At 58.8% G+C, this 22,842-nt stretch carries 29 protein-coding genes, 1 tRNA gene and 1 pseudogene; 11 read left to right on the top strand and 20 right to left on the bottom strand.

What is annotated here, in order from left to right:
* Positions 1-75 precede the first annotated feature (75 nt).
* Complete coding sequence (locus tag DESLA_RS23315) at positions 76-174, top strand: Rpn family recombination-promoting nuclease/putative transposase (RefSeq protein WP_156932921.1); 99 nt, start codon at positions 76-78, stop codon at positions 172-174.
* Positions 175-186: 12 nt separating this feature from the next.
* Positions 187-456: a BrnT family toxin gene (locus tag DESLA_RS22425; protein WP_084032002.1), complete on the top strand. Its 270-nt coding sequence runs from the start codon at positions 187-189 to the stop codon at positions 454-456.
* A gap of 167 nt (positions 457-623) precedes the next feature.
* Here the strand turns inward: DESLA_RS22425 and DESLA_RS22895 are convergent, their stop codons facing one another.
* Positions 624-821 (bottom strand): hypothetical protein, encoded by a 198-nt coding sequence (locus DESLA_RS22895; RefSeq protein ID WP_156932922.1) that lies wholly within the window; start codon positions 819-821, stop codon positions 624-626.
* Between the two features lie 30 nt (positions 822-851).
* On the opposite strand from DESLA_RS22895, the gene DESLA_RS0109795 reads away from it, so the two are divergent.
* From DESLA_RS0109795 to DESLA_RS23685, 5 genes and pseudogenes are all read left to right on the top strand, one after another.
* Positions 852-1,781, top strand: a complete 930-nt coding sequence (locus DESLA_RS0109795; RefSeq protein ID WP_028572303.1) for a transposase — start codon at positions 852-854, stop codon at positions 1,779-1,781.
* Positions 1,782-1,828: 47 nt separating this feature from the next.
* A complete protein-coding gene (locus tag DESLA_RS19850; RefSeq protein WP_051434566.1) occupies positions 1,829-2,779 on the top strand; it encodes an Rpn family recombination-promoting nuclease/putative transposase in 951 nt (316 codons plus the stop codon).
* A gap of 183 nt (positions 2,780-2,962) precedes the next feature.
* Complete coding sequence (locus tag DESLA_RS0109805; protein ID WP_028572304.1) at positions 2,963-3,892, top strand: transposase; 930 nt, start codon at positions 2,963-2,965, stop codon at positions 3,890-3,892.
* 38 nt (positions 3,893-3,930) lie between these two features.
* A pseudogene (locus DESLA_RS23680) lies at positions 3,931-3,984 on the top strand (hypothetical protein); the annotation flags it as partial.
* 292 nt (positions 3,985-4,276) lie between these two features.
* Positions 4,277-4,408: a class I SAM-dependent methyltransferase gene (locus DESLA_RS23685; protein WP_353740161.1), complete on the top strand. Its 132-nt coding sequence runs from the start codon at positions 4,277-4,279 to the stop codon at positions 4,406-4,408.
* On the opposite strand, the gene DESLA_RS0109820 is transcribed toward DESLA_RS23685, so the two are convergent.
* On the bottom strand, positions 4,362-4,694 hold the full coding sequence (locus tag DESLA_RS0109820; protein ID WP_028572306.1) for an XRE family transcriptional regulator: 333 nt from the start codon (positions 4,692-4,694) through the stop codon (positions 4,362-4,364). The genes DESLA_RS23685 and DESLA_RS0109820 overlap by 47 nt on opposite strands.
* Complete coding sequence (locus tag DESLA_RS0109825; protein WP_028572307.1) at positions 4,684-5,052, bottom strand: type II toxin-antitoxin system RelE/ParE family toxin; 369 nt, start codon at positions 5,050-5,052, stop codon at positions 4,684-4,686. The genes DESLA_RS0109820 and DESLA_RS0109825 overlap by 11 nt, the downstream gene beginning before the upstream one ends.
* Positions 5,053-5,326: 274 nt before the next feature.
* Between DESLA_RS0109825 and DESLA_RS19855 the strand changes: the two genes are divergently transcribed.
* Genes DESLA_RS19855 through DESLA_RS0109845 form a run of 3 tightly spaced genes read left to right on the top strand, consistent with a single transcriptional unit; the run spans position 5,327 to position 6,826 of the window.
* Positions 5,327-6,106, top strand: coding sequence for a SapC family protein (locus tag DESLA_RS19855; protein WP_051434567.1), 780 nt, complete (start codon positions 5,327-5,329; stop codon positions 6,104-6,106).
* 16 nt (positions 6,107-6,122) lie between these two features.
* Entirely contained in the window at positions 6,123-6,326 is a 204-nt protein-coding gene (locus DESLA_RS0109840) for a DUF6447 family protein (RefSeq protein ID WP_028572309.1), read from the top strand.
* 35 nt (positions 6,327-6,361) lie between these two features.
* Positions 6,362-6,826: a hypothetical protein gene (locus DESLA_RS0109845; RefSeq protein WP_028572310.1), complete on the top strand. Its 465-nt coding sequence runs from the start codon at positions 6,362-6,364 to the stop codon at positions 6,824-6,826.
* Here DESLA_RS0109845 and cysC read toward each other — a convergent pair.
* From cysC to ileS, 10 genes are all read right to left on the bottom strand, one after another.
* Positions 6,790-7,386, bottom strand: a complete 597-nt coding sequence (gene cysC, locus DESLA_RS19860; protein WP_245590033.1) for an adenylyl-sulfate kinase — start codon at positions 7,384-7,386, stop codon at positions 6,790-6,792. The genes DESLA_RS0109845 and cysC overlap by 37 nt on opposite strands.
* A 211-nt stretch (positions 7,387-7,597) precedes the next feature.
* Positions 7,598-9,472: an SLC13 family permease gene (locus DESLA_RS0109860; RefSeq protein WP_028572312.1), complete on the bottom strand. Its 1,875-nt coding sequence runs from the start codon at positions 9,470-9,472 to the stop codon at positions 7,598-7,600.
* 145 nt (positions 9,473-9,617) lie between these two features.
* On the bottom strand, positions 9,618-9,938 hold the full coding sequence (locus DESLA_RS0109865) for an MTH1187 family thiamine-binding protein (protein WP_245590034.1): 321 nt from the start codon (positions 9,936-9,938) through the stop codon (positions 9,618-9,620).
* A 166-nt stretch (positions 9,939-10,104) separates the two neighbouring features.
* A complete protein-coding gene (locus DESLA_RS0109870) occupies positions 10,105-10,818 on the bottom strand; it encodes an ATP-binding protein (RefSeq protein ID WP_028572314.1) in 714 nt (237 codons plus the stop codon).
* Entirely contained in the window at positions 10,809-11,342 is a 534-nt protein-coding gene (locus DESLA_RS0109875) for a PilZ domain-containing protein (protein ID WP_028572315.1), read from the bottom strand. The genes DESLA_RS0109870 and DESLA_RS0109875 overlap by 10 nt, the downstream gene beginning before the upstream one ends.
* Positions 11,339-11,788: an NIL domain-containing protein gene (locus tag DESLA_RS0109880; RefSeq protein WP_028572316.1), complete on the bottom strand. Its 450-nt coding sequence runs from the start codon at positions 11,786-11,788 to the stop codon at positions 11,339-11,341. The genes DESLA_RS0109875 and DESLA_RS0109880 overlap by 4 nt, the downstream gene beginning before the upstream one ends.
* Positions 11,789-12,028: 240 nt before the next feature.
* Positions 12,029-12,952: a tol-pal system protein YbgF gene (gene ybgF, locus DESLA_RS21755; RefSeq protein ID WP_051434568.1), complete on the bottom strand. Its 924-nt coding sequence runs from the start codon at positions 12,950-12,952 to the stop codon at positions 12,029-12,031.
* Entirely contained in the window at positions 12,949-13,164 is a 216-nt protein-coding gene (locus tag DESLA_RS0109890) for a PLD nuclease N-terminal domain-containing protein (protein WP_028572317.1), read from the bottom strand. Before DESLA_RS0109890 ends, ybgF begins: the two co-directional genes overlap by 4 nt.
* Before the next feature lie 23 nt (positions 13,165-13,187).
* A complete protein-coding gene (gene lspA, locus DESLA_RS0109895) occupies positions 13,188-13,691 on the bottom strand; it encodes a signal peptidase II (protein WP_028572318.1) in 504 nt (167 codons plus the stop codon).
* Entirely contained in the window at positions 13,691-16,564 is a 2,874-nt protein-coding gene (gene ileS, locus DESLA_RS0109900; RefSeq protein ID WP_028572319.1) for an isoleucine--tRNA ligase, read from the bottom strand. Before ileS ends, lspA begins: the two co-directional genes overlap by 1 nt.
* A 200-nt stretch (positions 16,565-16,764) precedes the next feature.
* Between ileS and DESLA_RS0109905 the strand changes: the two genes are divergently transcribed.
* Positions 16,765-16,841 (top strand) — tRNA-Met (locus tag DESLA_RS0109905).
* A 100-nt stretch (positions 16,842-16,941) separates the two neighbouring features.
* On the opposite strand, the gene DESLA_RS0109910 is transcribed toward DESLA_RS0109905, so the two are convergent.
* The 7 genes from DESLA_RS0109910 to DESLA_RS0109940 form a co-directional block, all read right to left on the bottom strand.
* A complete protein-coding gene (locus DESLA_RS0109910; protein WP_028572320.1) occupies positions 16,942-17,718 on the bottom strand; it encodes a SagB/ThcOx family dehydrogenase in 777 nt (258 codons plus the stop codon).
* The gene (gene obgE / locus DESLA_RS19870) at positions 17,711-18,787 is read right to left on the bottom strand and encodes a GTPase ObgE (protein WP_051434569.1); all 1,077 of its coding nucleotides are present in this window, start codon (positions 18,785-18,787) and stop codon (positions 17,711-17,713) included. The genes DESLA_RS0109910 and obgE overlap by 8 nt, the downstream gene beginning before the upstream one ends.
* A gap of 41 nt (positions 18,788-18,828) precedes the next feature.
* Complete coding sequence (locus DESLA_RS0109920) at positions 18,829-19,770, bottom strand: 4Fe-4S binding protein (protein WP_035261657.1); 942 nt, start codon at positions 19,768-19,770, stop codon at positions 18,829-18,831.
* A 28-nt stretch (positions 19,771-19,798) separates the two neighbouring features.
* On the bottom strand, positions 19,799-20,032 hold the full coding sequence (locus DESLA_RS0109925) for a hypothetical protein (RefSeq protein WP_028572322.1): 234 nt from the start codon (positions 20,030-20,032) through the stop codon (positions 19,799-19,801).
* A 43-nt stretch (positions 20,033-20,075) separates the two neighbouring features.
* The gene (locus tag DESLA_RS0109930; protein WP_028572323.1) at positions 20,076-20,567 is read right to left on the bottom strand and encodes a chemotaxis protein CheX; all 492 of its coding nucleotides are present in this window, start codon (positions 20,565-20,567) and stop codon (positions 20,076-20,078) included.
* Positions 20,568-20,594: 27 nt separating this feature from the next.
* Positions 20,595-21,776, bottom strand: a complete 1,182-nt coding sequence (locus tag DESLA_RS0109935; protein WP_156932924.1) for an HDOD domain-containing protein — start codon at positions 21,774-21,776, stop codon at positions 20,595-20,597.
* Positions 21,777-21,852: 76 nt separating this feature from the next.
* The gene (locus DESLA_RS0109940; protein ID WP_028572325.1) at positions 21,853-22,731 is read right to left on the bottom strand and encodes a CheR family methyltransferase; all 879 of its coding nucleotides are present in this window, start codon (positions 22,729-22,731) and stop codon (positions 21,853-21,855) included.
* Positions 22,732-22,842: the final 111 nt, after the last annotated feature.

Consider the following 22,842-nt stretch of genomic DNA (forward strand, 5'->3'; position numbering starts at 1 on the left):
ACGGCTTGCCGGTGCGGTTGGCGGGTAGACTGAAAGCCTTGCCTTGCACCAACCTCTGCCCTACGATCCGCACCCATGAGCGAGATCAACAAGAAGCACGACACGTTCTTCCGAGAAACCATGAGCCACCAGGAAGTCGCCGCCGACTTCCTGGCCAACACAAATAGCAATTAGGCGCGTCATTCAATGGATTTCACTTGGGATGAGTCAAAAGCCCACTCAAATTTGAAAAAACACGGCGTTTCCTTCAAAGAAGCAACAGAAGTCTTTGGAGATGAATTTTCGTCCTGTGTGCCAGACCCAGACCACTCAGTGGGTGAAGACCGTTACCTGCTTTTCGGCACCTCTTCCAAAGGAAGGCATCTCGTGGTATCTTTTACAGAACGCATAGAGGTAATCCGAATCATTTCAGTAAGACACATGACCCGCAAGGAGCGTGGAGCATATGAATCATAGCGACACCTTACGACCTGAATACCCTTTTGAACTCATTAAATCTGGGGAACGCGGGAAGTTTGCCAAGAGATATCGAGAAGAAGGAACGAATTTGGTATACATTGATCCCGACCTATTCAAGTTTTTCCCTGATTCGGAAGCGGTCAATTCCGCTTTGCGGAAATACTTCAACGAACACCACTCATCGGTGCATCCATCGTAAGATATTGTTGTTGCTTTTCGACCAATGATCTTTTGAGTAAGAAGGGAAGCCACAGAGCTTCCCTTTCTTTTTGCCCATAATCTGAGAAAGCCAATAAAAAAGAAATAGTGCCAGGTTTATTTTTCTTGACTAGCCCCGCCCCTCCCGCTAACCATCTCTTCACCCCTCAATCACCCCAACCAAGGAGTCTCTGATGGGCAGAATTCCTCGCTTTGTCCGTCACGATCAGCCCACCGTCTATCACATCATGTCCCGCACCGCCCTGGACGGCTTCCCGCTTCAGGACACCGAGAAAGACCACTTGATGGCCACAGTTGCCAGGCTGTGCAAGGTCTATTTCGTTGATCTGCTTGGCTTTTGCCTGATGGGCAACCATTTTCACCTGGTTGTCCGGATGAATCCTGCTGATGACCTGACTGACGAGGACATCACCGAGCGTTACAAGCTGCTCTACGGCAAGGAATCCAGGATCATCCCCTGCCAAATCGACGACTTCCGCAACCGCCTGACCAGCCTGGGTGACTTCGTGAAAGACATCAAGCAGGGGTTCACCAAAGCCTACAACAAACGCAAGAAACGCTGGGGCACGTTCTGGGGAGAGCGATTCAAGAGCGTGATCGTCGAGGAGGGCGAAACCCTGGTGAACCTGCTGGCCTACGTGGACCTGAACCCGATCCGGGCCGGGATCGTTGACAAACCGGAGAACTACCGCTGGAGCACCCTGGGCTACCTGGTGCAGCGCGGCAACAAGGACGGCCTGATCGATCTGAACCTGGGCATGCACGAATGGAACGAGTTCAATCCCACTGAGATTATTCGCAAATACCGTGAATTCGTCTACGAAACCGGAGCCATGGATGCAGGCAAAGGCAAGCGCCTTGATCCCGAACTGGTCAAGCAGGAACGCAAGAAAGGCTTCCGCCTCAGCCGAACAGACGTATTCCGCCACCGCTGCCGCTACTTCTCTGATTCCGGGATCATCGGGTCCAAAGAGTTCGTGGCCGAGGTGTTCGATGGGGTGAAACACCTGCTGGATTCAAAGGATGAGAGGAGGTTTACGCCGGTTGGCGGGGTGGAGGGGGTGTACTCGATGAAACGGCTTGCCGGTGCGGTTGGCGGGTAGACTGAAAGCCTTGCCTTGCACCAACCTCTGCCCTACGATCCGCACCCATGAGCGAGATCAACAAGAAACACGACACTTTCTTCCGGGAAACCATGAGCCACAAGGAGGTCGCCGCAGACTTCCTGGCCAACTACCTTCCGGCAAAGGTCTTGGAGCATATTCAGCTGGACACGCTGACCATTACCAAAGACTCATTCGTAGACAAGAAGCAGGCCGAGCACTATTCCGATTTGCTCTACCAAGTCATGCTCAGCACCGGCCAGCCCGGATTCATCTATTTCCTGTTCGAGCACAAAAGCTACCCGGATCGGTTCGTGGTACTCCAACTGCTCCGGTATATCATTGAAATATGGGAACTCTACCTCAAACAGAACCCTCAAGCCAAAACCCTGCCCCTGATCATCCCGATCGTGGTCTACCACGGCAAACCCAAGGGCCAGGCCGTCCGACTTTCCGACCTGGTGGACATTCCCGATCCGGAACTGTCCGCATATGTTCCAAACTTCGACCTCGCCTTCTACGACTTCTCCCCGGAAACCGACGAAGCCATCAAAGGCGCGATTCTCAACAAACTGATTCTGCTCTGCCTCCAGGCCAAGAACACCCCGGGGGACGTCAAGAAGGTCTGGGAGATCATCGCCCTGGTGGTCCAAATGGACGAGAATGCAACGTCCATGCACTGGCTGGAGAAGATTTTCCGATACGTGCTCACGGCTATGGACATTGAACCCGAAGAAATGCAAGATATGTTCATGAAAAGCCTTACAGAAAGGAAAGGAGGCATGTTTATGACTGTAGCTGAAAGACTTGAACTGCGTGGTGAGATTGCAGCAAGCACAAGAATTGTCCAGAGGCTCATCACAAAACGCTTCGGCAAAAGCATCACGGACATGGACGTTCAGGAACGCCTACGAAAGGCCACGCCCGAACAACTCGACCTTTGGGCCGAAAGAATCCTGGACGCCAAGAATGTTGACGAGGTGTTCAAGGACAACTGAAGCCGGTTGGCCGATTTGACAGAACTCAGTGAAAGGGGAGCCATCAAGCTTCCCTTTCTTTTTGCCTGTAACCTGAGAAAGCCAATCACCTTCACCTTTCTTTCAAACCCTGCCCTTCTGCCGAACCGGCAATAACCCATCCTCTTCTGCTTCCCTTCTGAGAACGATCCCCTCATTTGCCTTGTGCGGGCCTTTGGTGGCCTTCCTGCCCGCCTGCTCAGCCCTGATCGGCCTTCCGTCTACCACGTCGTTTCCCGTACCACCTTACCCGGACTTCCCCTATCCGACGCCGACAAGGACCACCTGGTTCATCTGCTCCAGAAATTCGCCGGCATGTTCTTCGAGGACGTGCTGGGCTATTGCATGATGGGCAACCACATCCATCTTGCGCTGCGGGTGCATCCGGAATCCGGCGTAGTGGACGATAACGAGGTGCGGGAACGCTTTCATGCCGAGCGTGGCGAGACGGCGCATTTGTCCGAGATTGACCTGGAAGCCTACCGCAAGCGGCTGTGCTCACTTTCGGAATTCATGCGCATGTTCAAGCAGAGCTTTGGCCGGTACTACAACAAGAAGCATCGTAAAAAAGGCTATTTCTGGGGCGACCGCTACAAGAGTACGATCGTGCAGGAAGGTGAGACCCTGGTGAACCTGCTGGCCTACATCGACTTGAATCCGGTACGGGCCGGAATTGTGACAAAGCCCGAAGACTACCGCTGGTCCGGCCTGGGATACCTGGTGCAGACCAGCAATCGGCACAAGCTGCTGGATCTGGACCTGGGTATGAAGGAGTGGAACGAGCTTGATCCCAAGGAGATCATCCGCAAGTACCGCCAATTCGTCTATGAAACTGGAGCGGTGGGAAGAAGTCAGGAGTCAGGAGAAAGGAAAAAGAGGAATCGACATGAAGATCGTCGAGCAGGAACGCAAGAAGGGCTACCGCTTGAACCGGGTGGACGTTTTCCGCCACCGCTGCCGGTACTTCACGGACAGCGGCATTATCGGCTCAAAAGAGTTCGTGGCCGAGGTGCCCTTCCAAGCCCGTATTTTTCGAAAAACACCTCAAAAAAGTGCTATAACAGACCGTTGCCTTTCTCTCAGCCATTAGCTTAACTGAACTTGCCGCTGATACCACTGAGGATTATGTCAGGATCGCCGCTAAACTGGCCAATAACCATAACCTGCTGAATACGTTGCGAACCACTATGCGGGAAAGAATGAAGGCCTCGCCCTTGATGGACCTGCAAGGCTTCACCCGGCAACTGGAACAGACGTTAATTGACCTGTACAGGGAAATTCAGACCAAGCAGTAAAAGCCCGCTATGCCACTCAAAACCGTTCTCCACGTCGGCCCAGGCCATCCCAAATCCGGCGCAAAGTTGCCTTCGGGCTTTCTAGGCCCAGACATGGCAGGAAATCCACCTGGACATCGACCCGGCCAACCAGCCGGACATCATTGGTTCCATGCAGGACATGCACGCCGTGGCCGACGAATCCATGAACGCGGTGTACTCCGCCCACAATATTGAGCACGTTCACGCCTTCGAAGTTCCCCAGGTGCTCAAGGAGTTCCTGCGTGTGCTCAAACGCTCTGGGCATGTTCGCTGTCCAGGCCCGAAAAATTACTGATCTTGACTATTCCCTCTGGAAAACGAGCAACGACCTCAAGCTCCCCTCCCATGGCTTCGATATGACTGCGAAGAGTCGAGAGATACATATCCGTACGCTTTTCCAGCTTGGCGATGGACGGTTGCTGCACATGAAGCAATTCCGCCAACATTTTTTGGGACAACCCCCGAGCCTGCCGCAACTCGTTGAGGGGCATCTGATCCAATAGGGCTTGCGCTTTCGCCTTTGATCGGCTTTGTGCGTCAGAAGACATTTTTGAACGTAATTCTGAGAATTTATTTGCCATCAATCAGCCCCTCCTTTTGAAGCTGCTCCAGGTGTTCATCATAGAGCCTGTCAGCAATCGGCACATACGATTCATACCACCTGTCATCACCGGTCTTATCCCCGCCGATCAGTAAAATCACCACGCGTCTGGGATCAAACGCATACAAAGTGCGTAAGGGTCTGCCCTCGTGCTGAGTGCGGAGTTCTCGCATATGCCCGTGTCTTGACCCCATAACCTTACTTGAATGCGGGAAGCCCAACACTGGACCGCGACTTTCCAGCAAGCGCACGGAAGCATCCGATGAAATTTGTTCATCTTCAGACAGGGTAGCCCACCATTCACCGAACTCATCCGAATATTCAACTTCCCAAGACATGGTTCACAATATAACCTCGAAGAAATACTTGGTCAACAAGGGATGCAAGAATGAAAGTGGCGATGTGTTCGACCGAAAAGATCAAACTCAGTAAAAGGGAAACCAACCAGCTTCCCTCCTGCTGGGTTCCAAGGATGAACGGAAGTTTACGCCGGTTGGTGGGGTGGAGGGGGTTTATTCGATGAAGCGGCTTGCGGCTGGTGTAAGCCGATAGCTGGTTTGCCCTCTCGTAGTTGAAGAGGTACACTGATCTTTTCGTTTTCAAGGAGACCTCATGCCCAACTACGTACCCGTCAGCAAAGAGAATCATGCATCCAAACGCTGGAAGCGTTTCGACTCCTACGCATTCGCACAGAAAGAAACCTTCCTGCCCCTGGTGGCCGCTGAGTTGCCAAAGGCTGTCACCGCCTTTCCCATCGCCTTTATCCAGCAGAACGACGTATTCTTCCCAGTAGCCTTACTCGGCCTTGAACAAGGCAAGAACCTGTTCGTGGCCGCCAATGGCCAGTGGGTTGGTGCATACGTGCCTTCAGCCCTGCGCGGCCACCCGTTCAAGCTGGCCAAGTCTCAAGACAACCAGCTTGTGCTCTGTGTGGATCAGGACTCCGGCCTGATTACCGACGGGCCTGAAGGGGAAGCCTTTTTCGACGAGTCCGGTGAGCCCTCTGAACCAGTCAAGCAGGTGCTGGAGTTTCTGCAAAAGATTGAAGCCAACCAGCAGGCCACAGCCCGGATGTGCGCGGTTCTGGCCAAACATCAGGTGATCAAACCCTGGCCCATCACCCTGAAGACGCCAGAAGGCGAGAAAACCATCAACGGACTGTTCCAGATCGACGAGCAAGCCCTGAACCAGCTTCCAGGCGAGGCTTTCCTGGAACTGCGCCAAGCCGGAGCCCTGCCCATGGCTTATTGCCAAATGCTTTCCATGCAGCACTTGGCAACCCTGGGCAAACTGGCCGAAGCCCATGCACAGGTTGCGTCCAAGATGGCCCAGCAGAATCAGCCTTTTCAGGCTTCTATTGAGTTCGATGACGACATGATCAAGTTTCAGTAGGGGCGATGGCCAAGCCATGTCTTTCGTCACCATCGGCGGCAAATCCTACGAGCGGGAAAGCCTTTCACCAAAAACCTTGGCACAGATTGAATCCATCCAGTTCTGCGACAAGCGCATCACTGAGTTGCAGGCTGAACTTGCGGCGTTCCAGACAGCCAGGAATGCCTACTACAAGGAATTGCGGGAGCTGCTGCCGATTGTCGAGGATGTGCGGCAATAAACCAGCTACTCTAAAGTTGGATCGCCTTTCGAACCATGTCTATCCGCCAGGAAGCCCTGCAATTTGCCTCCAAAGCCGACTTCCCCGGCTTTCTTTCAGTCTGCGACAAGGCCATTACGGAACACGTCAACGATCCTGACCAGCTTCTGGACATCGGAGCCTTGCTGCTGCACTTCGAGTTTCTGACCAAGGCCAGGCAGTGCTTTGAACAGGTACGCGCCATTGCTCCCAACATTCTGCGTCCGGCTGTGAATCTGGCCAATGTAGCCAGAGAAGCCGGGGATCATGCCCAGGCCGGTAGCCTGTACAAGGCCCTGCTCAGCGCTTTGCCGGACAACTCTGTAGTTCGGCGCAATGCGCTGGTCAGCCAGGAATACGATCCGTCTGTTTCCGACAACCAACGGCTGCAATCCGCCAAACAGTGGGGAGAGTGGGCAATTGGGCGTGCCGGTATACTGATAGCTCAAGTCCGTGCTGCGATAAACTCCATAACCTGCTGAACGCATTCATTTAAGGAACAATTGTCAGTTTCCAGAACCAAATCGGGGTTGTTCGGCTCCTCGTAGGGCGCGGATATGCCCGTGTAGTTTTTGATCTTGCCCTGCCGGGCCAGCTTGTACAGTCCTTTGACGTCCCGCTCCTCGCACACTTTCAAGGGACACTGACGTAGACCTCGAAAAACCGTCCGCCGTCGATAAGCTGCTTGCATCGCTCCCGGTCGACGCGCAAGGGAGAAATGAACGCGGTCATGCAAATGATCCCGGCGTCCAAAAAAAGCTTGACCATCTCGGATGGTGCGCCGCAGATTCTCGGCCCGACCCTCGGGCGAGAAGCTCAAATCGCTGCACAAACCCTGACGGACATTATCCCCGTCAAAGACGTAAGTCAGCCTTTCCGCGGCGTGAAGCCGCTCCTCAACGGCGTGGGCAATGGTGGACTTGCCGGAGCCGGACAGGCCCGTGAACCAGAGGACCATGCTTTTCTGCTTCAACAGGCGCTCGCGCCGTTCGCGGGTGATGCCGCCTCGGTAGGGGACGGTGTTCGGACAGGGTGTGTTCATAAAATGGCGCGAGGCGTGATGCGGGTTATGTGGGTGGCCGTGTGACACAGCGGCCGTCTCTTCCACGGACCAGGCCCAGGGAATCCGGCATGAACCTTCATCCGGTGGAACGTGCTCAGGTACTCGGTACGCGGAACGGGTGTCAAGGCGCTCAAATCGGCCTTGATCGTTGATCGGGAGCGTCCGTTCTGATTCAAGCCGTCCCATCCGCCTACAACGGCCAGACCCAAAGCAACATAGGCAGCGTCACGGCGACGACCAGGATGTCCGTGGGCAGGCCCATGCGCCAGTAGTCCCCGAAGTGGAATCCGCCCGGTCCCAGGATCAACGTGTTGTTCTGGTGGCCGATGGGCGTCAGGAAGGCGCAGGACGCGCCGATGGCCACGGCCATCAAAAAGGAGTCCGGATTGACTCCCAGTTGGGACGCGGTGCTCAGGGCGATGGGGCACATCACCGCGGCGGTGGCCGCGTTGTTCATGAAGTCGGTGATGAGCATGGTTGCCACCAGGATCACCGCCAAGCCGAGCACGGCGTGGCCCTGGGCCACCGTGTCCAGAAGAAACCGGGCGATCAGGTCCGCGGCTCCGGTGGACGCCATGGCCCCGGCCACAGGCAGCATGGCCCCCAACAGAACGATCACGGGCCAATCCACGGCCTGATAAACCGAACGCGGCGAGACCACGCGCAGGGCCATCATCGCCAGAACCCCGGCGGCAAAGGCCACCGCCACGGGCACCCCCCCCAGGGCCGTGGCGGACACCGCGCTGATCATGATCAGGGACGCCTTCACGGCCTGGCCTTTCGCCGGAACCCGCACGTCCCGCGGTGCCAGGGGCACGCAGCCGAACTCCGACGCAAAACCGGACAGAACTTCCGGTGCGCCCTGCAGCAACAGTACATCTCCGGCCTGGATCGGCGTTGAACGCAGCCGTTTGATGGACCGGTGCCCTTGCCGGGAAATGGCCAACAGATTGATGCCGAAGCGGGTGCGCAGTTCCAAATCCCTGGCCGAGCGGCCGATCAGGATCGCGCTGGGCATGGCCACCAGTTCCTGGACGATGATCTCGCTGGGCTTGGTTTTCCCTTCTTCTTGTTCGCCTTTTTTTCCGGACGCCCCCTTCTCCCGGTTCGGTTCGTCGGAAGAGTGGTCGTCCTGAGCGCCTTGCGCCGACTCCTGCTTTTGGCTTGGCGGAGGCGGCACGTTTTCTTCCAGCTTCAATCCCAGCCCGGACAGTACGGATGCCAGGGATTTGGGCTCGGCCTGAATCACCAGAATGTCCCCATTGCGCAAGATCCGTCCCGGATACGGCGCGGACAGCCGGAATCCGCTCCGGACCAGCCCCACGATAACGGCATCGGCCTCGTCCAGGGATCGCTCCACGTCCCGCAGCTGTTTCCCGGCGGCCTTGCTGTCCTCGGTGATCCGCACTTCCGTGGTGTAGACCGCGGTATCGAAGTCGTCCGTGTCCGACTGCCTGCGTCCGGGAACCAGCCGCCATCCCACAAGGGAGATGAAGGTCAGGCCCGCGACGGTTACGGCAAGCCCCACCGGGGTGAAGTCGAACATGCCGAAGCCGCCCAACCCGGCCTCGGCCCGGAACCCGGAGACGATCAGGTTCGGCGGGGTGCCGATCAGGGTGATGGTCCCGCCCAGGATTGAGCCGAAGGCCAGAGGCATCAAGACCTTGCCCGGAGTCAGCCCCAGCTTGCCCGACACCTTGACCGCCACCGGCATCAGCAAGGCCATGGCCCCGACATTGTTCATGAACCCGGAAAGCACGGCCCCGAGGCCGGTCAGGGAGGCGATGCTCCTGGTCCGCCCGGCGGAGGACGGCAGAACCCGTCGAGCCAGTTCGTCCACGGCCCCGGAAACCTGCAGGCCGTGACTGAGCACGAGAACGCAGACCACGGTGATCACGGCCGGATGTCCGAATCCGGAGAACGCCTCGGCCCCGGGCACCAGTCCGGTGAAGACGCAGGCCAGCAATGCACCGGCGGCCACCATGTCGTGCCGCCATTTGCCCCAAATGAACATGCCCATGGCGGCCACGAGAACGGCGATGATCGTCAGTTGGTCCAGTGTCATGGCGTCCGGCTCGCTTTGTTGGCGACGAGATGGATGAGGGTCATGAAAAAAGCCCGACCCGCAGCGCGAAACGCGACGCATAAGGGTCGGGCGATATGCCGGTAAAGCAAACCGGTGAAAAGGTCATGGGAAGACTGGAGCGGAGTCACGCTCCGGCAAGCCTGGCCTCCACGGAGCGCACCTTGGAACCAATGGCGTCCTCCCGGCCCCGCCGACAATCCAGGCGCAGATAAACCAGAATCCGGTCGCAGTCCGTCGCAAGATCCGCCTGGCAACGCCCCACCACGTCCATCACCTGATCCCAGCGGCCTTCGATCACCGTGCTCATGGGGCCGAACGTAGAGGCCAATCCGCTTTGCCGGATAATGGCCACGGCCCGGGCCACGTAGGGCGCCAGACTGTCGCCCTTGTCCATGGGGAAAATGGATAATTCGGCCAAAACGTTCATCGCGTCATGTTCGCCCATTCGCTCAGCCTCCCTACCAGTGTGTTAAAAAAGCCGGATTCCGCAGGCTGTTCAAAAACCCCGCTGGCAAGGCGCAAAAAAGTGAAAGGCCGAAGCGCATATATTCATACGTGAGGGTTTGAACTTTTTGCAGCAACGCAGCAAGCGGGGATTTTTCAACAGCTTGTTACCCCGCCTTTCCCGGAACAGCCACGCGCACGGACAGCCTCCCCTGGTTCAGGTCGGCGCTCCAGTCCCATCCCAAGGCGGAGGTCAGCTCTTGCAATTCCGGGACATGCCGGATTTCACCCGCCATGCCGCCGACTTCCTCGGTCTCCGGGGTCGTGGCCATCCGGACCGCCAAGCCTCCGCCGGGCAACGGCCCGAACCCCAAAGCCAACTTCAGGGCCAAGCCCGACGGTCCCCCGGCGTTGTCGTCCCTAAAGGCGGACAGCAAGGCCGTCAAAGGTTCTTCCAGACACCAGGTCAAGGCCAGGGGAACGGCTTGGATATGAGGGGGCGGGGGGTCAGTGGCGAGGGTCGCGGCGACGTTGTGCTTGAACAGCAGATCGCTCTGCCAGAACTGAAGCAGCCAGGAACCGAAATGCGTGGGGTCGATGAGCTGTCGAGTCGGATTGACGTAGGCGTCCCGCCAGGAAAGGACGTCGAGCTGCGATTTCAACTCCTGGGCCACGCGCTCCAGCCGCGTGCACTTCTCCAGCAGGTTCGGACGCAACGCGTCCAGCCCCTCCTTGGCCAGGGAGTTGCGAAGCAGTTCCGTTTGCATGGTCAGGGCGTGCACCGGGTTGTTCAGATTGTGCACGATCCCGTTGAGCATGTCTCCAGCCACGGCCCGGCAGCGCTCAGCGGCCAGTTCCAGCAAGGAGTCGGTCAGTTCCATTGTTTGCTCTCCCGGATACGCTCCCGTTGCTGTTGAAAGACGTACCGGACTATGGCCTCCCGATCCTGTTCGCGGATGGAGGTGAAGTCCACGGCCCAGGCCGAATTGCCGGCCCGGTCGTCCCGGCGATGAATTCGGCCCATGACCCCGACCGTCTGCAACGGGAACTGACTCAGGAAGAGCACCAGTTCCAATCGGTCGTCCAGGGCGAACTCCCGGTCCGCGGTGAAAATCAGCCCCGCGCCGCTGATTTCCACGATGTTCACGGCCACGGGGAACGTGCTTTCCAGGTGCTCCCGATTGGCCAGGCTGAGCAGCATGTCCAGCTTGGAATTGATGGTTTCCAGAAAATCCAGCAGGGCCTCCGGCATGTTCGCGCCCTTGGGCCGTAACGCCGCGCTCTGGGCTGCGTCGCAACCGAAGCATCCCTGGTAGACGGCGTTTTCTTCTCCCGGCGCGAGAAGACGCAGCCGCCCCGGAAAAAAGGCTTCCACCCTGGAATAGGTCCGCTTTTGCTCGCTCATGCTCCCTCCGTGATCGCCTCCCAAATCCCGTTCTCGGTTTCCAGGACCATGGCCTTCACCGGGCACAGGCTGGTGCACAGGCCGCAGGCCGAACATTTCTCCCGCAAAAACAGAACTTCCCGGCTGTTCAGGTCCACACGCAGGGCCTTGGTCGGGCATAATGCCGTGCACAGGCCGCAGTGGACGCAGGAATCCTCAATACGGCGAATCTTCTGGGCCACCGGGGTGATGGCCACCCCGTGCTCCTTGAGATACCGCAGCCCCTCGCGACACTTCTTCCGATCCCCGATGATCTCCAAGGTCATCTGCCCTTCCTGCTTCGGAGAAATGCGGGCCTTAAGGATGTTGAAGGTCAAGTCGTAGACCCGGGCAAGATTGCAGACCACGGGCTGATTGGAGACGTCGGGAGGAAAGGTCAGGTAGATGGTTTCCTTGGTTTCGGACATGTTTTTTTTGTGGTTGAAGGTTCAGGGTTTAAGGGGATTTCCCGGGGACAAATTGTTCTCTTGCGGTAACTACTCAGTACATTTTGTGTCCGCTCTTACTCCGGCAATCGGTATCGGGGTCGGGGTCGGGGTCGAAACAGGAAGAATTAAGAACGCATCCCAGCGTTTTCGATCCCGATCCCGATTCCGATTCCGACCCCGGCTACAGAATTAGCCTCCTGCCTTCAGCCACCTGCCCCCCTACCGCCCCCGCTGTTCATCCAGCATACTCTTGGCCCGGGCGGCCTCGGGCTGATCCGGAAACCGGTTGACCAGATCTTCCAAGACCAGCACTCCGGCCCTGTCCTTGCCCAGACGGAAAAAGGACGCCCCCTGCTTGAGCATGGCGGCCGTGTACTTGTTGCTCTCGGGATGCTTGCTGATCACGTCCTGGTAGGCCAGCACGGCTTGGCCGTAATCTTCCATCTGGAAAAAGCTTTCCCCCTGCCAGAACAAGGCGTTGGACAGCAGAGGGTGCTGGGGAAAAGTCGTGGCGAATTCCTGCCACATCCGCTGGGCCTGGGCGTAGTTGCGGTCGTGAAAAGCCTGTAGGGCCAGATCGTACAAGGCCTGGGCCGGATCGTCCGCGGTGGAGGGGACCATTGGCGGCTGCGGGCGGCCCGGCATCACGGCGTCCGGATCAACCATGATCAACTGATCCGGCCCGTCCGGTAAGCCGGGCAAGTCCGGCTGCGTCGCGGCCGGCCCGTCCGGTCTCGGCCCCAGGTCCAGGGCCAACTGGCTGGCGATCATGGTCACGGAACGATCCAGGTAGGCCACCCGGCGGCCGAGGTCCGCGATATGCCCGCCTTCTCCAGGGCGATCCCCCTGGAGCATGCGTTGCAACTCCTCCATCTGGCCCTGCATGGTGGCGGTCTGGATGCGCAGGCTTTCGATTTCAGCCCACAGATTGGCCTGGGTGGCTCGCATTGGGGTGCTCACGCCTTCCATTTCCGTCAACAGCCTGGTCAGTTCCTGATCCAGGGCGGCCAACTGGCCCTGCAACCGGCGCTGCTGCTGCTCCTGATCCCAGACCCGGGCGGACAGGGTGTCCATCTCGCTCCGGGACGCCATGCAGGACGCCGTGAGCAGGCTGATCAGCACGATAATCAAACGGTATTTCATTGTTCCCTCCGGGCTCGTTTACGGCCCCAGATCAAATAGACCAGCCCGCCCAGAACGGGCAGAAAAACGCTGGCCGCGATCCAGGCCATTTTTTCCTGGGGCGTGGCGAATTCCGAATGAAACGAATGCCAAATGGCCCATAGGTTGGGCAGAATGGGCAGGGTCAGAAGCCCCAGGATCAAGACAAGCTGCGATGTCGGCAGATCAAACATGAGTGGTTCCTCAAATTTTCGGATCAGTCGTCGTCCTTGGAGGCCAAGCCGTAACGGCGGGTGCGGTAAACCGAGACCAGGAGCAGGACCGAGCCGATGCTGATGGCGATATCCGCCACGTTGAACGCCGGCCAATGGTACTGCCCGATGTAGAAGTCCAGAAAGTCGACCACTTCGCCCAGGCGGATTCGGTCGATCAGGTTCCCCATGGCTCCGCCCAGAATCAGGCCCAGGGCCGTGAACAAAACGGTATCCTCCCTGGGCACGGTGCGCAGCAGATGCAGGATCAGGACCACGGCCAGGGCGGTCACGCCCAGAAAGAAATACGGCCGCCACGGGGCGTCCAGATCGCTCAGAAAGCCGAAGGCCGCGCCTTTGTTCAAAACGTGCACCAGATTGAAAAAGCCGGGAATCACGGTCTTGGAGGTCCACAAGGGCAACGACGCGGCCACCCAGAGCTTGGTGATCTGGTCCAGGACCAGCACCACCAGGGACAGGGTCAAAACGAGACGATACCGGGGCGCCATTACCGACCCTCCAGGGCTTCCCGACAGCGGGGGCAAACGCCGTCGTCGCCCTCCGCGGCTTCCGCGTCCAGTTCCTCGCTGTAGACCCAACAGCGGGGGCACTTCGTCCCGGGAGCCGGAGCCACGGCGATGCGCAGTCCGTCGACCTCTTCGCTGACGAAAAGGTTGGGAGCTTTATTGCCCGACGCCTGGCTTTCAGTGGCCTCGCTTTCCGGACGGACCTCCACCTTGGAGACGATGAACACTTCCCTGAGCATCGAGGCCATGGGCCGGAGCACGTCCAGCAGGTCGTCATGGACGTACAGGGTCACCTCCGTATCCAGGGAGTGTCCCACGATCCCGGCCTTGCGCACCGGCTCGATGGCCTTGGTGGTTTCGGCCCGGACCCGGATCACGGTTTCCCAGGCCTGTCGCGCTTCTTCGGCCAGGGGGTCGGCGATCGCACCTGCTGGAGCCGACATATCCGGGCCTTGAAAGCGCAGGCCGAAGACGCTGGGCGACGTCCCGCGGACGTCCTCGGGCAGGTGCTGATACACCTCTTCCGCGGTGAAACTCAGGACCGGGGCCATGTCCGTGAGCAGCATCTCCAGGGCCCGCCAGAGCACGGTCTGGGCCGAGCGCCTGGCCAAGCCGCCCGGGGCCGAGACGTACAGGCGGTCCTTGACGATATCCAGGTAAAAGGCGCTCAGGTCCGTGACGCACATGTTGTGCAGGGTATGGAACACTTTATGGAATTCGTACCGTTCATACGCCTCCGCGATCCTGGCGTGCCGTCGGGAGAACAGATCCAGGGCGAACCGATCCAGGGGTAGGAGCCGGTCCGTGGCCACGGCGTGCTCCGCGGGCCGGAAGTCGGCAAGGTTGCCCAGCAGGAACCGACAGGTGTTCCGGATGCGGCGATAGGCGTCCACCAGGCGGTTCAAGGTTTCCGTGGAAATGCGCACGTCGTCCTGGTAGTCCTCGGAGGCCACCCAGAGCCGCAGAATTTCCGCGCCGTACTGTTTGATGATCTCCTGGGGAGCGATGACGTTGCCCACGGACTTGGACATCTTGCGGCCATTGGCGTCCACCACGTAGCCATGCGTCAAAACCGCCTTGTAGGGAGCCGTGCCCCGGGTGCCCACGGAGGCCAGCAGCGAGCTGTGGAACCAGCCGCGATGCTGGTCCGACCCTTCCAGATACAGGTCCGCCGGGAACGTGCATTCCGGACGTTGTTCCAGAACCGCGGCAAAACTGGTTCCGGAATCGAACCAAACGTCCAGGATGTCGTCCTCCTTTTCCCAGAAGGTCGAAGCGCAGTCCGGGCAGGCCAGACCGGCCGGGACCACCTCGTCCAGAGCAGCCTCGAACCAATAGTCCGCTCCCCGTTCGTGCCCCGCGAACTGATCCACCACGGAAACGACCCAGTCCGGGTCCGTGTAAGTATGGCCGCAGTCCTTGCAGATCAGGGCCACGATGGGTACGCCCCAGTTGCGCTGCCGGGAGATGCACCAGTCCGGGCGGTTGGCGATCATGTTATGGATTCGCTCCCGTCCCCAGGCCGGAATCCAGTTCACCCGCCGGTCGATTTCATTCAGAGCCTTCCCGCGCAGATCATCCGCCTGCATGGAGATGAACCACTGCATGGTGGCCCGAAAAATCACCGGCTTGCGGCAGCGCCAGCAATGCGGGTAAGAGTGGGAGATTTTTTCCTGGGCCAGCAGCCGACCGTTTTGTTCCAGGATTTCAATCACCTTGGGGTTGGCCTTGAAGACGTTCAGTCCGCCCACCAACTCGGTCTGGGGAGAGAAACAGCCTCGGTCGTCCAGGGGGGAGAGAGTCTCCAGGCCGTAGCGCAAGCCGGTTTCATAGTCGTCCCGGCCATGCCCGGGGGCGGTGTGCACGCAGCCGGTGCCGGCCTCCAGGGTCACGTAATCCGCCAAGACCACCGGCGAAGGACGATCGTAAAACGGATGCGCGGCCAGCAGCCCCTCCAGGCGCTGCCCAGGCACGCCGGCCAGCACCTGAACGTCGGCCCAACCGAAGACTTCCTTCAACCTGGGAACCAATTCCTCGGCCAGGATGAACCGCCCGGATTCTCCGGCCTGAACCAGGGCATAGGTAAACTCCGGATGCACGGCCACGGCCATGTTGTCCGGAATGGTCCAGGGGGTGGTGGTCCAGATCACGATGGACGTCGGAGCCTCGCCCAGGTCCGGAAACACTTCGGCCAGCTTGGGGTCGTTCACCGGAAAGGCCACGTAAATCGAGGGAGAACCATGCTCCGCGTACTCCACCTCGGCCTCGGCCAGGGCCGTCTCGCAAGAACAGCACCAGTGCACCGGCTTCTTGTTCCGGACCACCGCGCCCTTGGCCATGAATCGGGCCAATTCCCTGGCCGTGGCCGCCTCGTAAGCCGGCTTCATGGTCAGATACGGCTCGTCCCAGGTGCCCAGCACCCCCAGACGCTTGAATTCCTCGCGCTGGATGTCCAGGTATTTGGTGGCGTACTCCCGGCATCGGGCCCGGATTTCCAGGGTGGAAACGGACTTCTGCTTCAGCTTGAACTCCTGCTCCACCTTGAGTTCGATGGGCAGCCCGTGACAATCCCAGCCGGGCACGTACTCGGCGCGCAGCCCCTGCATGTTCCGGGACTTGACGATGATGTCCTTAAGAACCTTGTTCAGGGCCGTGCCCAGGTGAATATGGCCGTTGGCATACGGCGGGCCGTCATGAAGAACATAAGTCCGCGCCCCGGCATTGGGAGCGATCATGGCCTCGTAGGCGTTGATTTTTTCCCAGAAAGCCAGCATCTTGGGTTCGTTCTGACTCAAATTGGCCCGCATGGGGAAAGACGTTTGCGGCAGGTTCAAGGTTTTCTTGTAGTCGGTCATGGAATGCCTTTATGGACGAAAAACGTGATGAGAAAAATGTGCTCAAAACCAACGAGAATATCTGAAGTATGCCGCCCCGGAAGTCAAGGCGGCCCAAGGAGAACTCCGGGCCAAACCCACCAGGCCGGATATTTTTTTCTTGAAAAATCACAAACAGCTTGACATTCATCCGGGCCGTCAGTAAATGTCATTTACTTTGGCGCGGGGTGGAGCAGTATGGCAGCTCGTCGGGCTCATAACCCGAAGGCCGAGGGTTCAAATCCCTCCCCCGCTACCAGCAAATTCAAGGGCTTAGAGCTAAACAGCTTTAAGCCCTTTTTCTTTTTCCACCCACCTGTCTGACTGCTTGCTTGCAGACTGTTCACAATCTCCAATCTTCAATCTTCAATCTTCAATCCCTTCTTCCCCACCGGCGCGAGGTAGACCGCAAATTCGTCCTCGCCATCCACGCCCAACAGCTGATCCATTTCCGCCTGATCGTAGGCGGCCACGGCGCATGTCCCGGCCCCCACGGCCTCGCAGGCCAGATAAAGGTTCTGGCAGACATGGCCTGCGTCCAGAAGAATGACCCGATGGGCGGTCAGACCATAGCGCCATTCCATGCGTTCAGGAATGCAGGCCCAGACAAAGGTGACCGCGGCGCGGCCCACGAATTTCTGACCATAGGCGGCACGGGCCAGAGCAGACTCCATATCCGGCACGTCCCGGACATGGACCAGCGCGTGGTCCAGAGGCAGGTAGCGGTACAGCCCTGGAGCCACGTCCACAATCTTGTTGATGAACAGATACGTTTCGAAGCTGTGCCGGGCTCCGGCCGAGGGCACTGTGCGCAAGGCCGTGCCCTGGCCGAGCATCTTGCGGATTCCCTGGGTGGCCCAAAGCAGAAAGGACAGCTCGACCAGGGTCAGTTCCTCGCCGGAATACCCGCGTCGACTCTCCCTCTGGGCAATGGCCTGGATCAGAGGCGTACGCCCCATTGCGTCCGGCCATTGGTCCGGAGCGGACAGCGTGACTTTTCGAGCTTCGAGAGGGGCCGGTTTCTGTACCGGAGGCGGGGAGATCCCCAGATTTTGGGCGGTCCTGGAAAAATCCGTCTGCTTGCGCAGATGGTCGGTCAAAAACAGGCGGTGGGCCCGCAAGCGATCATCACTCATCGGCTTGGTCCTCTGTCCTTGGCACATCTTCTCCTGCCGACTCCGCGAGCAGGGCCCACAGGCGCCGTTCCAGTTCCTCCAGGCCCGTTCCCTCCAGAGCGGAGACCAACATCAACCCGGGCCGATCCTGTTCCGCCCGCTCCCGCAACCAGGCTAGGCGATCCTCGGGCCAGAGGTCGATCTTGTTCACCACCAGCAGCTGCCGCTTCCGGCTCAAGGCCGGATCGAAACCGGCCAGTTCCTCGTCCAGCAGGGCGTAACCGGCCCAGGGATCTCCCTCCCGGCCATCTCCGGACGCTTCGGGACCGGCGATCTCCTCCACGCTGAGGACATGCAGCAGAAATCGTGTCCGTTCCACGTGCTTCAGGAATTTGTGTCCCAGCCCGCGCCCTTCATGGGCCCCGCTGACCAGTCCCGGAATATCGGCCAGCACGAGGCGCTCCCCATGCTCGCCCTGCATCACGCCCAGGTTGGGGGACAGGGTGGTGAACGGATACGGGGCGATCTTCGGTCGGGCCGAGGACAGCGCGGAAATCAGCGTGGACTTGCCGGCGTTGGGCAGCCCAATGATCCCGACGTCGGCCAGGATCTTCAACTCCAGCTTGATCCGCTTCTCCTGTCCGTCTTCCCCGGGCTGGGCGAACCGAGGCGTACGCATGGTGGCGGACTTGAAATGGGTGTTGCCCTTGCCGCCCCGACCGCCCTTGGCCAGAACGATGGTCTGGCCCGGAACGGCGAGATCCACGATCAGACGGCGCTCTCCGTCCTCGTCCACCTCGTACAGCTGCGTGCCCAGCGGAACATCCACGATCAGGTCCTCGGCGGCCGCGCCGGTCCGTTCGCGGCCTGAGCCGGGCTGACCATTGCGGGCCTCGTAGACTCGCTTGAGTCGAAAATCATACAAGGACAGCAGCTTGGGCTCGGCCCGAAACACGACATCCGCGCCCCGACCTCCGTCGCCGCCATCCGGACCGCCCCTGGGAATGTATTTTTCCCGCCGAAAGGACACGCAGCCATGTCCACCGTGACCGGAGCGCACGGTTATTTCCGCTTCATCGACAAATCGCATGGTTCACCTTGCTTGATGGTTCGTAGCCGCCTGGACTCTTTTCAGGAGAGGCCGCGACGGGTCATGATTTCTTGAATATCCAACGGTTCGCCGCGATGCGGAGCGCGGACCAGGTTCAGGGCGGCTTGCGGACACCTGGGGACGCAAACCCCGCAGCCCATGCAGGCGGCACTGTCCACTTCCCACTCCCCGCCCCGTCGCTGAATGGCCCGGAACTGGCACTGCTTGGCGCACAATCCGCAATCAACGCAGCGCGCATGATCCATGGCGCAAACGTACCCGGACGAGGCCAGCATGGGCGTCCCGCCCCGGTGGGCCCGCAAGGCCCCGCAACAACAGGAGCAGCAGTTGCAGATGGCGTAGAACCTGCCGAGCATCACGTCCTTGAAAAAGGCATGATGGACGTGGCCCCGGTCGTGTTCCGCCTTGAGAATCTCCTGGGCTTCCTCCTGGGAGATCCAGCGGGTTTTATCCGGATGGTGCGCGGCGATGAATCCGGCAAAGGGCTCTCCCACGATCAGGCAGACGCCCACCGGGAGACAGGGATGGGGGCTGGAGGCCCGACACGGACAGTCCAGGGCCAGGATATGGTCCGGATGCCGCAGCACGATTTCCCGGGCCGCGGCATACGGGACGACCTGTTCCAGGTCGCCGAGATCGATGTCTCGGTTCACCGTCACCAGTTTTCGGGCATGGTCCAGGTGCAGCACCTTGCCGTGATAGGTATCGGCGAAGGTTTTACTTCCCGGGCTGGAGGACCTGGGCGCTTCGCTCGACGCCGCGGCCCTTCGAAACAAGAAAAACAGAGGCTTCAACGCCCGAGCCAACGGATGCCGCCCCGTCCCCAGGGCGATGTACAGTTGGGGCCAGCGACCGTAAACATAGCCATGCAGCCAGTTCCAGGTCGAATAGTCGGGTCTGACGACGAACTGGTCGTAAAAGGCGCGGGTAGCGGGATTGCGTAAAAAAAAGCGTGACAGCATATGGAAAGGCGATTGCCTGAACGTGTCTTTAGGCCGTATCTTTTGTTCCGGTGTGCGTAAACGCGTCCGGATGCATCTTGTAAAAACGGCCCCTGTCCGTCGCGATCTCCCGGCCGCACGGACAGATCAGCTTCTCGCCCCGCTCTTGGACCTCGAACCGGTTGCTGATCCTGGCCTTATGGCAACGCAGCACCTTGCCCGGTCCGATCTTTTTGTACTTCCACAGCTTGGCTTTGCAGCCGGAACATTTGATGGTCAGCACGGCGGTTCGGTTCGGACGTGCCCGGCGATACGTGGCGCGTGAGTCAGGTGGTTTCCGGCTCCGTGGAGTCAAAGGAGACCTCCACCACCAACGAGCCTTCGCTGGTGGCGAAGGGAATGGACAGGATCGGGGATGAGGTGATGTGGCTGATCTTGTGCCCCTTGCCGATGATCACCGTGGGAGTGGAGGCTTTGAGAGTCAGGCCTTCCTTGACCAAATCCTGGCGAGCCTGTCCGGCGATCATGTTCGTCAACTCGCCCACGGCGTCCGCGATTTCATCGTTGATCTCCGTATAGTTCTCGGCGAGCATGTTGTTGACGACCTTCAAAATCACCGCCTCGTCCAGGGTCAACGACATCACCCCGTCGGCGGATCCGGAAATGCCGATGGTCCCGGTGACGTCGCCCACCGCGGACCGCTTGCGATTGATATACGGTTTGCCGGGTTTGACCTCCACCGAGGCCATCATGCCCAGAACACCGACAACCGCGTCCAGGAACGGATTGATGATGCCGACATCGAAGCGAACTGCCATGATCGCGAAAAAGGGAATGGCGGCCGACTACAGCAGCACGGCCGTGATTTCCTCGAAGTGAGCGTCGTGCATATCCATCAGCTTGGACAAAAAGTAAGCGTCCAACTCCAGAAGATCCCAATCTTCCTGAGTCATTCCGGGCAATGCATAGAAACCGCCGGTGGATATTTCCGCAACATTGGCCATGATGTCCGCGAGCTGAATGATGGCGGCCTCTTTCCTGGATGCGGCCTCTTCCGGGGCATGGTGGTGGCTGATGAGGTCCTTCAAGGCTTTTGGAAAACCCCACTCGGCCAGCAATACCCCCCCCACGTCGGCATGGTTATAGTCCAAGACCGTATTTTCGGCCTCCACCAGAGGAACCATGTCGCTCCGGGCCAAGAGCAGCGCTTCAACCGACGCATAGGCCATGTTTTTAAAAATGACCAATCGGCCGACGTCGTGCAGCAACCCGGCGGTGAAATGACGCTCGGAAGGCAGCTTCAACTTGGACGCGATCAGCTTGGCAAACACGGCACAACGCAGGGAGTGGCGCCAAAACGTGCGCATGTCCATCAACTCAGGGGGAATGTTCTTGAAATAGTTGATGGTCGAAATGCCCAAGGCCAGGGTGGAAATTTCCTGAGCCCCGACCAGGGAGACCGCCCGGGAAACGGAATCAACGGTGGCGGTGAATCCAAAAAAAGGACTGTTCACCAGCTTGAGCAGCTTGGCCGAAAAACCCACGTCCGTGTTCACCACATCGGCGATGTCCCGGGCCGAACTCTTGGGATTGTCCAGGACTTCTCGGATTTTAAAGTAAATGTCCGGAAATGAGGCCAGACCAACCTCATGGCGGACGATTTGCGCGGCGCTGCCCACGTCCTTGATGAACTCGTCGGAAAGGTGCTCCACGTTTTTGGCCCGCAGCGCACTCTCGCAGGGCATCTCCCAACCGCTTGTCACGGCAGCGGCCGTACGCTTCACGGCGATGGAAAAAAGACTTTTCAGGGCTTCATGATCCGGATCGACATAGATGAAAAAATTCCGAACATGGCGCTCAGCCTGACGCGCGGCCTCGGATTCCAAGTCCATCTCCACGGGCAAACGCACATATGCGGCGGAGAGACCGATATTCTTGAGCAGGGCGATCTGCTCATCGCCAAGCAATGCGCCGGACTCCAGAAGAATACCTCCGTCCACCCCCGGAATTTTTTTAGCCACTATCATGCCGGGAAGGAGATATTCCGTGCAAACTCTGATCACAGCCAACCTCCGTTGCGGTAAGAAATCCGAGCGAATCGCATCACGTTTCCTTTCTGTACACGATCCCCCCGGGCTTGATCAGGGGCTTGAAGGCGCGAGAATGCTTGTGAATGGTTTCGGAGTGACCAAGCACAAGGTATCCCCCGGGCAGCAAATTGTCGTAAAAACCGGCGATGACTCTCTGTTTCATGTCGTCGTCAAAATAGATGATCACGTTGCGGCAAAAGATTATGTGCGACCGCGGTACGCGCTTCACGGCCAGCTTGTCGTTCAGATTGATCAGCCCTAGAGAGACGAGCTTTTTGACCTTGGGGTGGATTCTGTAGCCGCTGGGCTCCTTGGAGAAATACCGGTCAACGATGTCCTTGGGCGTGGTTCGCAAGGCGTGTTCGCCGTACAAGCCGTCCCTGGCCTTGGCGACCATGTCCGGGGAAAGATCATTGGCCGTGATCCGTATCTTCCACCCGATGATGGACATGCGCAAGGCCTCGTGCAGCATGATGCCCAGGGTATAGGGCTCTTCCCCGGAGGAACAACCGGCGGACCAAATGTGCAAGGCCTTGTCGTCCGTTTTGCCCCGCTCCTCCAGCACTTCCTTGAGCACATGCTTTTCAAAGACGTCCAATTGCTTAAGATCCCGATAAAAGCTGGTCTCATTGGTGGTGATCTTGGAAAAAAAGAATTTCAGCTCCTCGTCCTTGCTCGGACCGCGCCGCAGGAGCATCGTGTATTCGCCGTAACTGCGCAAACCCAGTTCCGAGAGTCGCGGGCCAAGACGATTTTCTAGGAGATATTTGCGCCGCTCCGGGATGTCGATACCGGCAAGATCATAGATATATTGGCGCAGTTCAGCGAACTCCTTGGCGCTGATCGGCGGCGATTGCCGCAGATTCAAGGTGCTTGGTGTGCTCAGAGCCATGGAACTTTCCCGATGATTGAAGATGAGCGAGGGAGAGAAAACAGTCTCACTCAAGGATTTTTAAAACAAATTTAGCAAACTCCGGCACAAAAGAAAAGCGGGGAAAAAAAA

Source organism: Desulfonatronum lacustre DSM 10312, assembly GCF_000519265.1.
GTDB classification, from domain to species: domain Bacteria; phylum Desulfobacterota; class Desulfovibrionia; order Desulfovibrionales; family Desulfonatronaceae; genus Desulfonatronum; species Desulfonatronum lacustre.

Excerpts from the sequence above, each read along its gene's own strand:
- DESLA_RS23315 (WP_156932921.1), top strand. The coding sequence starts at position 76 with ATGAGCGAGATCAACAAGAAGCACGACACGTTCTTCCGAGAAACCATG.
- DESLA_RS22425 (WP_084032002.1), top strand. The coding sequence starts at position 187 with ATGGATTTCACTTGGGATGAGTCAAAAGCCCACTCAAATTTGAAAAAA.
- DESLA_RS0109795 (WP_028572303.1), top strand. The coding sequence starts at position 852 with ATGGGCAGAATTCCTCGCTTTGTCCGTCACGATCAGCCCACCGTCTAT.
- DESLA_RS19850 (WP_051434566.1), top strand. The coding sequence starts at position 1,829 with ATGAGCGAGATCAACAAGAAACACGACACTTTCTTCCGGGAAACCATG.
- DESLA_RS23685 (WP_353740161.1), top strand. The coding sequence starts at position 4,277 with ATGAACGCGGTGTACTCCGCCCACAATATTGAGCACGTTCACGCCTTC.
- DESLA_RS0109820 (WP_028572306.1), bottom strand. The coding sequence starts at position 4,694 with ATGGCAAATAAATTCTCAGAATTACGTTCAAAAATGTCTTCTGACGCA.
- DESLA_RS0109825 (WP_028572307.1), bottom strand. The coding sequence starts at position 5,052 with ATGTCTTGGGAAGTTGAATATTCGGATGAGTTCGGTGAATGGTGGGCT.
- DESLA_RS19855 (WP_051434567.1), top strand. The coding sequence starts at position 5,327 with ATGCCCAACTACGTACCCGTCAGCAAAGAGAATCATGCATCCAAACGC.
- DESLA_RS0109840 (WP_028572309.1), top strand. The coding sequence starts at position 6,123 with ATGTCTTTCGTCACCATCGGCGGCAAATCCTACGAGCGGGAAAGCCTT.
- DESLA_RS0109845 (WP_028572310.1), top strand. The coding sequence starts at position 6,362 with ATGTCTATCCGCCAGGAAGCCCTGCAATTTGCCTCCAAAGCCGACTTC.
- cysC (WP_245590033.1), bottom strand. The coding sequence starts at position 7,386 with ATGAACACACCCTGTCCGAACACCGTCCCCTACCGAGGCGGCATCACC.
- DESLA_RS0109860 (WP_028572312.1), bottom strand. The coding sequence starts at position 9,472 with ATGACACTGGACCAACTGACGATCATCGCCGTTCTCGTGGCCGCCATG.
- DESLA_RS0109865 (WP_245590034.1), bottom strand. The coding sequence starts at position 9,938 with ATGGGCGAACATGACGCGATGAACGTTTTGGCCGAATTATCCATTTTC.
- DESLA_RS0109870 (WP_028572314.1), bottom strand. The coding sequence starts at position 10,818 with ATGGAACTGACCGACTCCTTGCTGGAACTGGCCGCTGAGCGCTGCCGG.
- DESLA_RS0109875 (WP_028572315.1), bottom strand. The coding sequence starts at position 11,342 with ATGAGCGAGCAAAAGCGGACCTATTCCAGGGTGGAAGCCTTTTTTCCG.
- DESLA_RS0109880 (WP_028572316.1), bottom strand. The coding sequence starts at position 11,788 with ATGTCCGAAACCAAGGAAACCATCTACCTGACCTTTCCTCCCGACGTC.
- ybgF (WP_051434568.1), bottom strand. The coding sequence starts at position 12,952 with ATGAAATACCGTTTGATTATCGTGCTGATCAGCCTGCTCACGGCGTCC.
- DESLA_RS0109890 (WP_028572317.1), bottom strand. The coding sequence starts at position 13,164 with ATGTTTGATCTGCCGACATCGCAGCTTGTCTTGATCCTGGGGCTTCTG.
- lspA (WP_028572318.1), bottom strand. The coding sequence starts at position 13,691 with ATGGCGCCCCGGTATCGTCTCGTTTTGACCCTGTCCCTGGTGGTGCTG.
- ileS (WP_028572319.1), bottom strand. The coding sequence starts at position 16,564 with ATGACCGACTACAAGAAAACCTTGAACCTGCCGCAAACGTCTTTCCCC.
- DESLA_RS0109910 (WP_028572320.1), bottom strand. The coding sequence starts at position 17,718 with ATGAGTGATGATCGCTTGCGGGCCCACCGCCTGTTTTTGACCGACCAT.
- obgE (WP_051434569.1), bottom strand. The coding sequence starts at position 18,787 with ATGCGATTTGTCGATGAAGCGGAAATAACCGTGCGCTCCGGTCACGGT.
- DESLA_RS0109920 (WP_035261657.1), bottom strand. The coding sequence starts at position 19,770 with ATGCTGTCACGCTTTTTTTTACGCAATCCCGCTACCCGCGCCTTTTAC.
- DESLA_RS0109930 (WP_028572323.1), bottom strand. The coding sequence starts at position 20,567 with ATGGCAGTTCGCTTCGATGTCGGCATCATCAATCCGTTCCTGGACGCG.
- DESLA_RS0109935 (WP_156932924.1), bottom strand. The coding sequence starts at position 21,776 with ATGATAGTGGCTAAAAAAATTCCGGGGGTGGACGGAGGTATTCTTCTG.
- DESLA_RS0109940 (WP_028572325.1), bottom strand. The coding sequence starts at position 22,731 with ATGGCTCTGAGCACACCAAGCACCTTGAATCTGCGGCAATCGCCGCCG.